This window comes from Streptomyces sp. NPDC014995 (genome assembly GCF_043080745.1).
GTDB lineage: Bacteria > Actinomycetota > Actinomycetes > Streptomycetales > Streptomycetaceae > Streptomyces.
In genome coordinates this window covers 67,948-80,534 of sequence record NZ_JBIBVX010000003.1, presented here as the reverse complement: position 1 = coordinate 80,534, position 12,587 = coordinate 67,948, and the positions used below count along the sequence as shown (strand labels likewise).

The 12,587-nt window shown below is 72.9% G+C and carries 12 protein-coding genes and 1 pseudogene; 10 read left to right on the top strand and 3 right to left on the bottom strand.

Going from position 1 to position 12,587, the window contains the following annotated elements:
- Positions 1 to 24: 24 nt before the first annotated feature.
- The gene (locus ACF1A1_RS07785) at positions 25 to 1,662 is read left to right on the top strand and encodes a serine/threonine-protein kinase (protein ID WP_391646559.1); all 1,638 of its coding nucleotides are present in this window, start codon (positions 25 to 27) and stop codon (positions 1,660 to 1,662) included.
- Between the two features lie 4 nt (positions 1,663 to 1,666).
- On the opposite strand, the gene ACF1A1_RS07780 is transcribed toward ACF1A1_RS07785, so the two are convergent.
- Positions 1,667 to 2,473 carry an SGNH/GDSL hydrolase family protein gene (locus tag ACF1A1_RS07780; protein WP_391646557.1) on the bottom strand — a complete coding sequence of 269 codons (807 nt, stop codon included), beginning with the start codon at positions 2,471 to 2,473 and terminating at the stop codon, positions 1,667 to 1,669.
- A 307-nt stretch (positions 2,474 to 2,780) separates the two neighbouring features.
- On the opposite strand from ACF1A1_RS07780, the gene ACF1A1_RS07775 reads away from it, so the two are divergent.
- The 6 genes and pseudogenes from ACF1A1_RS07775 to ACF1A1_RS07750 all read left to right on the top strand — a co-directional run bounded on the left by ACF1A1_RS07775 (position 2,781) and on the right by ACF1A1_RS07750 (position 9,693).
- Positions 2,781 to 3,989, top strand: a complete 1,209-nt coding sequence (locus ACF1A1_RS07775; RefSeq protein WP_391646555.1) for a S8 family peptidase — start codon at positions 2,781 to 2,783, stop codon at positions 3,987 to 3,989.
- 543 nt (positions 3,990 to 4,532) lie between these two features.
- Positions 4,533 to 5,363: a glycosyltransferase family 2 protein gene (locus tag ACF1A1_RS07770; RefSeq protein WP_391646553.1), complete on the top strand. Its 831-nt coding sequence runs from the start codon at positions 4,533 to 4,535 to the stop codon at positions 5,361 to 5,363.
- Between the two features lie 59 nt (positions 5,364 to 5,422).
- Positions 5,423 to 6,412 (top strand): annotated as a pseudogene (locus ACF1A1_RS07765) (glycosyltransferase family 2 protein); the annotation flags it as partial.
- A gap of 431 nt (positions 6,413 to 6,843) precedes the next feature.
- The gene (locus tag ACF1A1_RS07760) at positions 6,844 to 7,644 is read left to right on the top strand and encodes a polysaccharide deacetylase family protein (RefSeq protein ID WP_391646551.1); all 801 of its coding nucleotides are present in this window, start codon (positions 6,844 to 6,846) and stop codon (positions 7,642 to 7,644) included.
- A gap of 148 nt (positions 7,645 to 7,792) precedes the next feature.
- On the top strand, positions 7,793 to 8,887 hold the full coding sequence (locus ACF1A1_RS07755; protein WP_391646549.1) for a DUF5925 domain-containing protein: 1,095 nt from the start codon (positions 7,793 to 7,795) through the stop codon (positions 8,885 to 8,887).
- Positions 8,888 to 8,916: 29 nt separating this feature from the next.
- Positions 8,917 to 9,693: a DUF72 domain-containing protein gene (locus ACF1A1_RS07750; protein WP_391646547.1), complete on the top strand. Its 777-nt coding sequence runs from the start codon at positions 8,917 to 8,919 to the stop codon at positions 9,691 to 9,693.
- Between the two features lie 29 nt (positions 9,694 to 9,722).
- Here the strand turns inward: ACF1A1_RS07750 and ACF1A1_RS07745 are convergent, their stop codons facing one another.
- Positions 9,723 to 10,091, bottom strand: coding sequence for a GntR family transcriptional regulator (locus ACF1A1_RS07745; protein ID WP_391646545.1), 369 nt, complete (start codon positions 10,089 to 10,091; stop codon positions 9,723 to 9,725).
- A gap of 71 nt (positions 10,092 to 10,162) precedes the next feature.
- Between ACF1A1_RS07745 and ACF1A1_RS07740 the strand changes: the two genes are divergently transcribed.
- Both ACF1A1_RS07740 and ACF1A1_RS07735 read left to right on the top strand, forming a co-directional pair.
- Positions 10,163 to 11,092, top strand: coding sequence for a GNAT family N-acetyltransferase (locus tag ACF1A1_RS07740; protein WP_391646543.1), 930 nt, complete (start codon positions 10,163 to 10,165; stop codon positions 11,090 to 11,092).
- Positions 11,073 to 11,573 (top strand): DUF402 domain-containing protein, encoded by a 501-nt coding sequence (locus tag ACF1A1_RS07735; protein WP_391646541.1) that lies wholly within the window; start codon positions 11,073 to 11,075, stop codon positions 11,571 to 11,573. The genes ACF1A1_RS07740 and ACF1A1_RS07735 overlap by 20 nt, the downstream gene beginning before the upstream one ends.
- Positions 11,574 to 11,684: 111 nt before the next feature.
- On the opposite strand, the gene ACF1A1_RS07730 is transcribed toward ACF1A1_RS07735, so the two are convergent.
- The gene (locus ACF1A1_RS07730) at positions 11,685 to 12,305 is read right to left on the bottom strand and encodes a class I SAM-dependent methyltransferase (protein WP_391646539.1); all 621 of its coding nucleotides are present in this window, start codon (positions 12,303 to 12,305) and stop codon (positions 11,685 to 11,687) included.
- Between the two features lie 140 nt (positions 12,306 to 12,445).
- Between ACF1A1_RS07730 and ACF1A1_RS07725 the strand changes: the two genes are divergently transcribed.
- The gene (locus tag ACF1A1_RS07725) at positions 12,446 to 12,580 is read left to right on the top strand and encodes a hypothetical protein (protein ID WP_130444047.1); all 135 of its coding nucleotides are present in this window, start codon (positions 12,446 to 12,448) and stop codon (positions 12,578 to 12,580) included.
- Positions 12,581 to 12,587 lie beyond the last annotated feature (7 nt).

Sequence of the window (12,587 nt, the reverse complement as noted above, 5' to 3'; positions counted from 1 at the left end):
TCGCCCGGATGCGAAGGGGGCGCGGTGTCCGAACGACCGGGCAGTGAACGTCTGATCGCGGGCCGCTACCGCCTGCTGTCCCCGCTCGGCGAGGGCGGCATGGGCACCGTGTGGCGGGCCCGGGACGAGGTGCTGAACCGCGAGGTCGCCGTCAAGGAGGTGCGGGCCCCGGCCGGACTGCCGACCTCGGACATCGAGCGGCTGTACGCCCGGCTGGAGCGCGAGGCCTGGGCCGCGGCCCGGGTCGCGAACCGGAACGTCGTGACGGTGTACGACGTGGCCACACAGGACGGTCGGCCCTGGATCGTCATGGAGCTGGTGCGGGGCGTCTCCCTCGCCGATCAGCTGGACGCCGAGGGCCCGCCGGCGCCGGCCCGGGTCGCGCACATCGGCGCCGAGGTGCTGGCCGCGCTGCGGGCGGCGCACGAGGCGGGGGTCCTGCACCGGGACGTGAAACCGGCCAACGTGCTGATGTCGAACGACGGCCGGGTCGTGCTCACCGACTTCGGCATCGCCACCGTCGAGGGCACCTCCGCGCTGACCATGACCGGTGAGGTCATCGGCTCCCCCGAGTTCCTCGCACCGGAGCGGGCGCTCGGGCGCACACCGGGGCCCGAGTCGGACCTGTGGTCGCTGGGCGTGCTGCTGTACGCGGCGGTCGAGGGCAACTCCCCCTTCCGGCAGAACACTCCGCTGAGCACCCTGCGCGCGATCGTCGACGAGGAGTTGCCGCCGCCGCGCCGGGCGGGTCCGCTCGCCCCGGTCATCGAGGGTCTGCTGCGCAAGGATCCGGCCGAGCGGCTGCCCGCCGACCGCGCCGAGCAGGACCTGCGGGCCGTCGCCGCCGGGGGTACCCCCTCCGGGGGAGGCACCCCGCGCGCCGGCACCGTCCGGGCGGCGCCGTACGCGCCGACGGTCGCGGGCCCGCCGTCGGGGGCGGGGACCGAACCGCTTCCCCCGCGGCAGCCGGCGCGCCCCGTGGGGACCGGGCCCGCCGCGACCACCCGGACCGAGCCGGACGGCAACCGGCGTACCGCCGGTGTGCTGATCGCGGGCGTGGCGGCGCTGGCGCTGGCGGTCGCCGGGCTGACGTACGCGCTGCTGAACCGGGGTGACGGGGACAACGGTGCCGACGGGGGTGCCACGACCAGCCAGTCGCTGGGCGTGAGTCCGTCGCCGTCGCCGTCGCCCGAGGAGAGCGCGACGGGGAGCAGCGAGCAGCCCTCGCCGAGCCCGAGCCCGAGTGTGAGCGAGAGCGCCACGAGTGAGGCTCCGGCGCAGTCCGTCGCGGTCACCGTCACCGGCACGCACACGGACTACTCCGGCGCCTGTCCGCCGCCGGGCGAGGCGGCGCCCGCGTTCACGGCGACCATCACGGTGGGCCGGCTGCCCGCGCAGGTGTCCTACCGGTGGGTGGCGGAGGAGGGTGAGTTCGCGGACTCGGGCTGGAAGACGCTCGACTTCCCGGCGGGCGGCGGGACGTCGCGGCAGGACCGGGTGATCGTGACGACGTACGCGGAGAGCGGGACGTACCGGAACGCGATCGGGGTCGAGGTGCGCGAGCCGCGGCGGACGACGTCGAACTCGGTGCCGTTCTCGGTGACGTGCGAGACGGAGGCCCCGTCGGACGGGGCCTCGCCCTCCGCGTCACCGTCGGAGTGACGGCTCAGGCCGCGCTGTTGAGCACCGGCAGATAGCCACCCGACTGACCGGACGCGGTCGGGTGGTAGGACTCGCCGATGTTGAGCCAGTTGACGCTGTGCAGCCAGGAGCTGCCGGAACAGATCTCGTGGCCGGTGAACGTGGTGCGGACGTCGCCGAAGGTGAAGCCGTGGGCGGCGGCGCGCTTGGCGATGGCGGTGTTGAGGTGGTCGGCGGCGTTGTTGAGGGCGCTGCGCTTGGTCTCGGACATGCCCAGACAGGTCGTGCCGAGCTTGTAGAAGCGGGGGTAGCCGATGACGACGACGCGCGCGTTGGGCGCCTTGGTACGGATCGCCGAGTAGACGCTGTCGAGCCTGCCGGGGAGTGTCGAGTCGACGTACGCCCTGGCCGTGTTGATGCGGGACACGCACGTGCTGTCGGAGCTGGTCACGCAGGTGGTCATGACGTCGGCGAAGCCCGCGTCGTTGCCGCCGACGGTGACGGAGACCAGCCCGGTGGAGGAGTTGAGCGGGCCGAGCTGACCGGTCAGCACATCACCCGTTCGGGCGCCCGAGCAGGCGGTGAACGCGAACGACGAGGGGGCGTGGGCGGCGTTCCACAGGTACGGGTAGGCCTTGGTGCTGCGCTTGCAGTTGCCGCTGGTGCTGAGGTAGCTGCCGGCGCCGACGCCGGAGGAGTAGGAGTCGCCGAGCGCCACATAGCCGCCGTTCGCGGCGAGTTGGGCAGCCTGGGCCGAGGCGGCCCCGGTGAGGGTGGCACCGGCGGCGAGGAGGACAGAGCTGACGAAGACGGCAATTCGGGAACGTCTCATGGAACCTCCCTTTAGCAGGACCTCTGCCACAACCGTCGTAGCAACTACGCGTGTTGACGGGAAGTGTCCATGCCAAGCCTTTTCCTGCCGTAACGTGATTGATCACGCCACGTTTGTTACGTGGCCATGTCAAATTTGTTGACAGTGCTTCAACTCCCTTGTTCTACCCCCGTAGATGACCGAGGCTTTGCCCCAGCAGAGAGCGGCACGCCGCGACGCTCGACGCCGTGTGCGCGACTACGCGCACACCCCCCACAGACGTGCGCCCCACCCCGGCGCGCGCTGCCTAGAGGAGGACTGCCTCGTAATGGCACAACTTCGCAGCAACAAGGTCCGCATCACCGCCGCCGCCACCGTCGCGGCCGCCGCCCTCGTCGGCGGGCTCACCGCACTCCCCGCCCAGGCCGCCCCGGCCGAGGGCAGGGTGCTCGCGGCCGGCTCCCCCACCGCCGTCAAGGACAGCTACATCGTCACCCTCAAGCAGGACGCGGGCTTCAAGGCGTCCTCGACGACGGGCAAGGGCCTCATCAAGGAGTACGGCGGCACGGTGAAGAAGACGTTCGGCGCCGCGCTGAACGGCTACACCGCCACCCTCTCCGCCGCCGAGGCCCGCAGACTCGCCGCGGACCCGGCGGTCGCCACCGTCGAGCAGGACCAGACCGTCCGGCTGACCGACACCACGCAGTCGAGCGCCCCGTGGGGCCTGGACCGCATCGACCAGACCTCGCTCCCGCTGTCCGGCACCTACACCTACCCGGACTCCGGCGGCAGCGGGGTCACGGCCTACGTCATCGACACCGGCGTCCGCATCACGCACTCCCAGATCAGCGGCCGCGCCGTCAACGGCTACGACGCCGTCGACGGCGACACCGTCGCCCAGGACGGCAACGGCCACGGCACCCACGTCGCCACCACGATCGCGGGCACGACGTACGGCGTCGCCAAGAAGGCGAAGATCGTGGCGGTCCGGGTGCTGAACAACAGCGGCTCGGGCACCACGGCCGGCGTGATCGCGGGCATCGACTGGGTGACGGCGAACCACTCCGGCCCCTCGGTCGCCAACATGTCCCTCGGCGGCGGCGTCTCCACCACCCTGGACGCGGCCGTGCGCCGCTCCATAGCCAGCGGCGTCACCTACGCCGTCGCGGCGGGCAACAGCAGCACCGTGGCCACCTCGTCCTCCCCGGCCCGCGTCACCGAGGCCATCACCGTCGGCGCCACCACCAGCACCGACGCCAAGGCCAGCTACTCCAACTACGGGTCGGTTCTGGACATCTTCGCCCCCGGCTCCTCCATCACGGCCGGCTGGTACACCAGCGACACCGCCACCAACACCATCTCCGGTACGTCGATGGCGACCCCGCACGTCGCGGGCGCGGCGGCGGTCTACCTGGCGAGCCACACCTCGGCCACCCCGGCCCAGGTCGCCACGGCCCTCGTCAACGGCGCGACGACCGGCAAGGTCACCAGCGCGGGCAGCGGCTCCCCGAACCGTCTGCTGAAGATCGTTCCGTGAACCAACACCGCTGACACAGCGGTGAGTTGACCCCGTTCCCCGGAGGCCCTGGCCGCCTCCGGGGAACATTTCTGTCAGGTCCCTGATCATGCTTGTCCGTCTTGACGACGGGACGACCCGTTGTGTAACGGTCAAACGAACAAAAAGGTGAGGTCTCTTTCCAGGTCTTGCCATACGGGCGTATTCGTCAATACCGTCAGACATCTCACCCGCATCGGACCGTCATCAAGCGGCACTAGGGGAGGGCTCAAGGACCGCGACGGGTCCGGCGCGGTGCGCGGTAGGGGGGTGCCGTGCTCGGTGGCCGCACTGTGTGACCGAGCCGTGCCGCGCAGTCGGCTGCCGTTTTCCGGGGCCGGCCGGATTTGCCAGCTCACCCGGTGTGCGCGGAGGAGTGCTCCGCCATGCCGTGCCGAGGGTTCGGCGGAGTGGTCTTCCGTCATGCCGTACGGCCGTGGGTGAGAACCAACCCCCCTTTCGAACCGGACGTGGATCCGGGCCGCCCAGGGGCGGGCGGCCCACCGGACGAGAGGGACCAGACTCATGAGTTCCGTTCTGCAGCCGGCGACACCGGGCCAGGATTTCGAGGCCCCGTCCACCGTCGGCAAGTACCGGCCCATCTCCTCTCACCTGGCCATCGCGCCGCCGGTGAGCGTCGTGATTCCCGCGATGAACGAGGCCGAGAACCTTCCGTACGTCTTCAAGACCCTGCCGGACTGGATCCACGAAGTGGTCCTGGTCGACGGCAACTCCACCGACGACACCGTCGAGGTCGCCCGCGAACTGTGGCCCGGCGTCAGGGTCGTCGGACAGCGGGGCCGGGGCAAGGGCGACGCCCTGATCACCGGCTTCGAGGCCTGCACCGGCGACATCATCGTGATGGTCGACGCGGACGGCTCCGCCGACGGCAACGAGATCGTGTCGTACGTCTCCGCCCTCGTCTCCGGCGCGGACTTCGCCAAGGGCTCCCGCTTCGCCAACGGCGGCGGCACCGACGACATGACCTTCGTCCGCTGGCTGGGCAACCGGGTGCTGTGCGCCATCGTCAACCGCAAGTTCGGCGCCCGCTACACCGACCTGTGCTACGGCTACAACGCCTTCTGGCGGCACTGCCTGGACAAGATCGAACTGGACTGCACCGGCTTCGAGGTGGAGACCCTGATGAACATCCGGGTCGTCAAGGCCGGGCTGAGGGTGCAGGAGATCCCCAGCCACGAGTACCTGCGCATCCACGGCGTGAGCAACCTGCGTGCCGTGCGCGACGGGCTGCGCGTGCTGCGGGTGATCCTCGGGGAGCGGTCCAACCGGCGGGCGCTGCGCCGCCGCGGGCACCGCTCGCCGATGCTCGACACGGTCCGGGGAGAGGTGTCTTGAGCACGAACGGCACCGGCACCGGCACGAGTACCGCCACCGCCACCGCCACCGCCACCGGCATCGGTGACTCCGGCGGCATCTCCGTCGTCATCTGCGTCTACACCGAGGAGCGTTGGGAGGACATCCTCGCGGCCGTCGCCTCGGTGCGCGCGCAGACCCGGCCGGCCCTGGAGACCCTGCTGGTCGTCGACCACAACCCGGCGCTCCTCGCCCGGCTGGCCAAGGAGTACCAGGAGGCCGACGAGGTACGCGTGCTGCCCAACGCGGGCCCGCGCGGCCTGTCGGCCGGCCGCAACACCGGCGTCGCGGCCTCGCAGGGCGGGATCATCGCCTTCCTCGACGACGACGCCGTCGCCGAACGGGACTGGCTGCGACGCTTCGCCGACCCCTACAGCGACCCGCGGGTGATGGCGGTGGGCGGCCGGGCCGTACCGGTCTGGGCCTCCGGCCGGCGGCCCGACTGGTTCCCCGAGGAGTTCGACTGGGTGGTGGGCTGCTCCTACCGGGGCCTGCCGCCCGGCCGGGTCCGGGTGCGCAACATCCTCGGCGGCAACGCGTCGTTCCGGCGGGAGGCGTTCGAGATCGCGGGCGGCTTCGCCACCGGCATCGGACGCGACGGCGGCAAGCGGCCGCTGGGCGGTGAGGAGACGGAGCTGTGCATTCGGCTCAGCCGTGCGAGACCCGACGCGATCCTGCTCGTCGACGACCGCGCGGTGATCCACCACAAGGTGCCCGAGTCCCGCGAGCACTTCGCGTACTTCCGCACCCGCACCTACGCCGAGGGCCTGTCCAAGGCGCTCGTCGCCCGCAGCGTCGGCACCGGCAAGGGCCTGGAGTCCGAACGCCGGTACACCACCCGGGTCCTGCCGGCCGGCGTCGCCCGGGGCCTGCGCGACCAGTTCATCGGCCGCTCCGGCGGAGCCCGCCGCGCGGGCGCGATCGTGGCCGGCGTCCTGACCGCCGCCGGCGGTTACGTGGTGGGAAGCGTACGGGCCCGACGCGACGGCACGACGTTCTCGGTGGTACGGATCGGCGAGTGGACCGACGGCGGCACGGACCCGGAGACCGACGGGAAGGGGAGGGCGGAGGCCGACAGCGGCACGAACCCGGAGACCGACGAGAACGGGAGGGCGGAGGCCGACAGCGCCACGAACCCGGAAGCCGGCGGGGGCACGGAGACCGACGGGAACGAGAAGGCCGAGGCCGACAGCGCCACGGACCCGGAGACCGGCGGGGACGGTAAGGCGGAGGCAGACGGGGGCGCGGACCCGGGGGCTGACCAGGTCGGGGAAGCGGCCCCGGCAGCCCCGGTCGGATCCCTCGCGGTCGCCGGAACCACCGGAGAGACCGGCTCCCTCACCGCGCGCGGGGCGAGCGGAGGTTCCGGGGCGGCCGCGTCCACCGGGTCCCTCGGTGGTCCGGCGGCCCGCGCAGGGGCCGTCGGGACCGGCCGGGACGTCCCGGAAGCGGGTGGCGCCGTATGACGGAGGCTCGGGTTCCGATCCTGATGTACCACGCGGTCGCGGCCGAGCCGAACGACGCCACCCGGGCCCTCTCGGTCACGCCGGAGGCGTTCGCCGAGCAGATGGCGGTGGTCGCGGACCGGGGACTCACCCCGCTCACCACTGCCGGACTGGCGGCCCGTTGGCGTTCGGGCCGGCCGCTGCCCGCCCGGCCCGTCCTGATCACCTTCGACGACGGCTACGAGGGCGTGCACCGGCACGCCCTCCCCACCCTGGCCCGGCACGGCTTCCCGGCCACGCTGTTCGTGACCACCGGCTGGCTCCGGGGCGCGTACGACACCGGCGGCGGCCTGGACACCATGCTGGACTGGGAACAGGTGCGCGCACTGGCGGCCGCGGGCGTCGAGATCGGCGGCCACAGCCACACCCACCCGCAGCTCGACCAGCTCGACGACGCCACCCTGCGCGCCGAGCTGACCCGCTGCCGGGACCTCGTCGCCGACGAACTGGGCGCCCTGCCCGTGTCGTTCGCCTACCCGTACGGCTACTCCAGCAGACGGGTGCGCACAGCGGTGCGGGACAACGGGTTCGCCCAGGCGCTGGCCGTCGGCAACTCCCTCGCCCGCCGCGCCCAGGGGCCGTATGCCCTGCGGCGGGTGACCGTGCGGCGCGGCACGGGCGCCGAGGAGTTCGCACGGCTCCTCGACGGCCGGGCCGTCGCCCGCACCTTCGCCCGGGACCGCGCCCTGACCAAGGGGTACGCGGTGGTCCGCAGGACCCGGCAGATCCACCGCAGGGCCGTCCAGGCCCTCGTCTGAGAGCGCGGGCGCGGCCGGGGCGAGCGGGTCCCCGGCCGCCTCCGTGCGCCGACGCGCGGCACAGCACGCGTACCCGACACATCCGACACACCGGCGCGCAGCACGGAAACCGGGTGCACGCGGGCCCCGTGTGCCGGATCATGGCGGCATGTCCGTGCACCCACACGACGCTCTGCCGATGCGGCTCACCGTCGACGACTCCGACTCCCCGTCCGATGTCGTCGACGCGCTGTTCCTCGGCCGCTTCGCGACGGGCGAGCAGCCGTACTCGCACGCGGCGAACATCGACCGCGTGCGCTCCGGCGCGAACCTGATCCCGCCCGAGGCCCGCGTGCTGCGCGTCGCCCGGGACGACGACCGCAGTGCGACGCTCGCCGAGGGCGACGGCTGGACGCTGCTGGTCTCCCGCTGGAACCGCGGCGCCGACGTCACGGTCACCGCCACCAGCGCCGAGCTGGCCGCGAAGGTGCTCAACGAGGCCACGGACGGCGCGGCGGACGAGCCCGAACCCCAGCCGGAGAACGTGGCCATGGGCTTCTGGTACGTCTCCCCGAGGCGCGGCCCGCACCGCACCACCCGGCAGATCTCCGCGGGCACGTGGGACGAGATCCGCCCCAACTACACGGCTCCGGTCGCCGAGGCGATGGACCGCCTGATGGGGACGACCCCGGAGAACATCGCCGGCCGGCTGCTGCTCCTGCACGGCCCGCCCGGCACCGGCAAGACGTCGGCGCTGCGCACCCTGGCCCGCTCCTGGCGGGACTGGTGCCAGGTGGACTGCGTCCTGGATCCGGAGCGCCTGTTCTCCGACGTCGGCTACCTGATGGACATCGCGATCGGCGAGGAGGACGGCACCGGCAAGGGCCGCTGGCGGCTGCTGCTCCTGGAGGACTGCGACGAGCTGATCCGCGGCGAGGCGAAGCACACGGCCGGCCAGGCGCTGTCCCGGCTGCTGAACCTGACCGACGGTCTGCTGGGCCAGGGCCGCAACGTCCTGGTGGGGGTCACGACCAACGAGGACCTGGAACGCCTGCATCCGGCGGTCGTCCGCCCGGGTCGCTGCCTGGCCCGGATCGAGGTCGGCCCGCTGACCCGCCGGGAGGCGGTGGACTGGCTCGGTACCGAGGAGGGCGTGGGCCGGGAGGGCGCGACCCTGGCGGAGCTGTACGCGCTGCGGCGGGGCACCTCCCCGACGGCTCTTCCGGAGCCGCGGGCCGGGGCGGACGCGGGGCTGTATCTGTAGCCGGCCACTCAGGGTGTTTTGATGGAGGTATGACCCTGTACGTCGGCACGTCGGGATGGCAGTACAAGGACTGGAAGGGCGTCCTGTACCCGGCCGACGTCCCCGTGCGGCGGTGGCTGGAGGAGTACGCGACGCACTTCGCCACCGTCGAGATCAACAACGCCTTCTACCGGCTGCCGTCCCGGGAGACCTTCGCGTCCTGGGGCGAGCGCGTCCCGCCGGACTTCGTGGTCGCGGTCAAGGCGAGCCGCTACCTGACCCACATCAAGCGGCTGCGGGACCCCGAGGAGCCGGTGCACCGCCTGATGAGCCACGCGGCCGGCCTCGGCGCCCGCCTCGGCCCGGTGCTCCTCCAGCTCCCCCCGACCCTGCGCGCCGATCCGGACCTGCTGGACACCTGCCTGGCCCGCTTCCCGTCCGGCACCAAGGTCGCCGTCGAGCCCCGCCACGACTCCTGGTGGACACCGGCCGTCCGCACGGTCCTGGAGAGCCGGGGCGCGGCCCTGTGCTGGGCCGACGTCCACTCCCGCCCGGTCACGCCCCTGTGGCGGACCGCCGACTGGGGCTACGTCCGCTTCCACCAGGGCCGCGCCCGGCCCTGGCCGCACTACGGCCGCCGCTCCCTGGAGACCTGGCTCGACCGCATCGCGACGACCTGGCCGGCCGACGCCGACGTCTACTCGTACTTCAACAACGACCCGGGCGGCGCGGCGGTGGAGAACGCGGTGATGTTCGGCAGGGCGGCGGAGAGGGCGGGCCTGAGCCCGACCCGCGTCCCCGACCGCACGTCACTGGCCCGCCGGTGACGCCCGGGCGTCCGGGCGGGCCCACTCCCTCACTCCCCGTAGGCCGCCCGCAGGGCGTCCCGTACCGCGGCCAGCGCTTCCTCCTGGGTGAGCCCGAGCCGTCGCGCCCGCTCCCCGTAGGCCTGCGCGGCGACGGCCACCTCGCGTGTCGCGGCCGAGCCCGCGGCCGCGACGTACGTGCCGTGGCGGCCCCGCGTCTCGATCACCCCGTCCGTCTCCAGCGCCCGGTACGCCTTGGCGACCGTGTTGGCCGCCAGTCCGAGCGACTCGGCGAGGCCCCGCACGGTCGGCAGCCGGTAGCCCACGGGCAGTTCGCCCGACCGGGCCTGCTCGGCGATCTGCGACCGCACCTGCTCGTACGGCGCGGCACCCTCAGCGATGTGGATCTTCAAGGTCACGGCCCGATTGTCCCGCACCCGCCGGAAAATGGGAGGCATGCGCCCACCGCTCGCCCGTAGCGTGCGCTCACATGACCGTCATCGTGCGCGACCTGCGCCCCGACGTACCGGCCGACCTGGAGGGCTTCGTCCGGGTCCGGGGCCTCGCCCTGCCCGACATGATCTTCACTCCGGAGTCCGTGGCCCACGACGTGGCCCGCGCCCACCCCGACGCCCGCTTGCGCACTCTGGTCGCCGAGGAGGGCGGCGAGATCATCGGCACGGCCCAGGTCGGCCTCGCCCACGACAGCCCGGAGCCCGGCCAGGGCTTCCTCAACGTGTACGTGCACCCGGCGCGGACCGGCCGGGGCGCGGGCAGGCTGCTGGTGCGCGCCGCCGAGGAGCACCTGGCGGCGCACGGGGCGACCCGGCTGTTCTCCTGGGTGCCGGACGAGCCCCGTAACCGCGCCTACGCCGAGCGGCGCGGCTACCGGCCGAGCCGCTCCTCGCACTTCCTCGCCCTCGACCTGGCGAACGCCGCCCTGCCCCCGCTCCAGGACCCGCCTGCCGGGGTCGAGCTGCGCACCGCGGACGACTTCGCCGACGACCCCCGCCCGCTGTTCCTGCTGGACGCGGAGACGGTGTCCGACGAACCGGGCGACATCGACACGGAGTTCACGGACTACGAGGCCTGGATCGAGGAGAACTGGCGTTATCCCCTGCTCGACCTGGAGCTGACCTCGGTGGCCGTGGCCGACGGCCGTCCCGTCGCCTTCAGCGTGGCCCACACCGACGGCGCCACCCGCTACCACACGGCCATGACCGGCACCGTCCGCGCCTTCCGGGGCCGCGGCCTCGCCAAACTCGTCAAGAACGCCTCCCTGCACCGCGCCCGCGCCGCCGGATACCGGCTGGCCCTGACCGGGAACGACACGGACAACGGCCCGATGCTCGCGATCAACAAGTGGTTCGGGTACGAGATCCGCGCGACGGAGGTGCGGTATGTCCGCGAACTCGGCTGACACCGGGGGCCGGGTGGACGTCGTCCTCGTCAAGGGCGGCCGGACGAAGATCCGCTACCCGGCCGAGCTGCTCTCCGACGACGGCACCCGCCTGACCGTCCGTGCCGCCTGGGCCGGCGACGTCGTACGCGACTTCGGCTTCGTGCGCTTCGAGGCCGGTGACGTCTTCACCGAGTACTACTGGCGCGACCGCTGGTACTCCGTGAAGGAGGTCCGCGATGCGGCGGGCGGTCTGAAGGGCTGGTACTGCGACATCACCCGCCCGGCCAGGCTCGCCGGCCCGGAGCTGGTCGTCGAGGACCTCGACCTGGACCTGTGGCGCTCCGCCGACGGCACGGACGTACGACGGCTCGACGAGGACGAGTTCGAGGAGAGCGGCCTCCCGCGAACGGACCCCGAGGCGGCGGCCGCCGCCGTCGCCGCCCTCGACGAACTCGAGGAGAAGGCACGCGGAGGCGGCTTCGAGGAGCTGCTGGCTTAGGGGGCCGGGGGTGGCGGGTGGTGGGGTGCCGGGGGTGCCCCGTGCCAGGTGGTGGGGTGCCGGGGGGTGCCCCGTGCCAGAAGGCGCCCCGGTTCCAGGAGCGCCCGGCCGCTAGGACGGTACCGTCGCCACCGCCGCGTAGCGCTCGTCCGTCACCTCCCTCCCCCACAGCCGCGCGTCGTCCGACAGCCGCTCCACGCGCGTCTGCCCGGTGAGCGGGGACAGCAGGGCGGTGAGCCGGTCCGCCGGTATGCCGACGGGGCTGACCGTGCCCCACACGCCCTCGACCAGCACGAGCCGCCCTCCCGGGCGCAGCAGGTCGCGCCAGTGCCGCAGGACGCGGCCCGGGTCGGGCAGGGCCCACAGCAGGTGCCGTACGAGGACGGTGTCGAAGCGCTGTTCCCCGACCGGGGGCGCCGCCGCGTCGCCGAGGAGGAAGACCGCGTCCCGCCCGGCGAGTTTGGCGCGGGCCAGTTCGATCATGGCCGGGGAGAGGTCGACGCCGGTGACGCGGTGTCCCTGCTCCGCGGCGAGGAGCGACAGGCTGCCGGTGCCGCAGCCGAGGTCGAGCAGGTCGCCCGCGCGCGCCGGCAGCCAGTCGCGCAGCCGTCCCGCCCAGGCGTCGCGCACCTCGGGGTCCCGTAGCCCGTGGTCCGGTTCGTCGTCGAAGGCGGCGGCGGCCGCGTCCCAGTCGACACGCGCCGAAGTCGTCCCGTCACTCTGGTTTGCCATACACCCAAGAGTGACACCCGCCACTGACAGTCGAATCGTGACAGCCGCCACTGACAGAACAGGCGTCGATGAGGAACCCTCCCCGAACGGGTCTACCTCCGTGACGCCGCGGAACCCGGTAGCCCCTGAAGGAGGCAGCCATGCGCCGTACGACCGTGCAGAAGCCCCTGAAGAAGACGGACTCCCGCCGGCTCCGCGAAGAGGTGGACGAGCGTCCCGCCGGCCGCCCCGAGGTGCGAAAGGACATCGCGCGCACCTGGTGGCCCGACGGGTGAGAGTGCC

Coding starts and splice junctions, on each gene's coding strand:
- ACF1A1_RS07780 (WP_391646557.1), bottom strand. CDS start 2,473: ATGAGACGTTCCCGAATTGCCGTCTTCGTCAGCTCTGTCCTCCTCGCC.
- ACF1A1_RS07730 (WP_391646539.1), bottom strand. CDS start 12,305: ATGGCAAACCAGAGTGACGGGACGACTTCGGCGCGTGTCGACTGGGAC.
- ACF1A1_RS07735 (WP_391646541.1), top strand. CDS start 11,073: ATGTCCGCGAACTCGGCTGACACCGGGGGCCGGGTGGACGTCGTCCTC.
- ACF1A1_RS07770 (WP_391646553.1), top strand. CDS start 4,533: ATGAGTTCCGTTCTGCAGCCGGCGACACCGGGCCAGGATTTCGAGGCC.
- ACF1A1_RS07760 (WP_391646551.1), top strand. CDS start 6,844: ATGACGGAGGCTCGGGTTCCGATCCTGATGTACCACGCGGTCGCGGCC.
- ACF1A1_RS07755 (WP_391646549.1), top strand. CDS start 7,793: ATGTCCGTGCACCCACACGACGCTCTGCCGATGCGGCTCACCGTCGAC.
- ACF1A1_RS07775 (WP_391646555.1), top strand. CDS start 2,781: ATGGCACAACTTCGCAGCAACAAGGTCCGCATCACCGCCGCCGCCACC.
- ACF1A1_RS07740 (WP_391646543.1), top strand. CDS start 10,163: ATGACCGTCATCGTGCGCGACCTGCGCCCCGACGTACCGGCCGACCTG.
- ACF1A1_RS07725 (WP_130444047.1), top strand. CDS start 12,446: ATGCGCCGTACGACCGTGCAGAAGCCCCTGAAGAAGACGGACTCCCGC.
- ACF1A1_RS07750 (WP_391646547.1), top strand. CDS start 8,917: ATGACCCTGTACGTCGGCACGTCGGGATGGCAGTACAAGGACTGGAAG.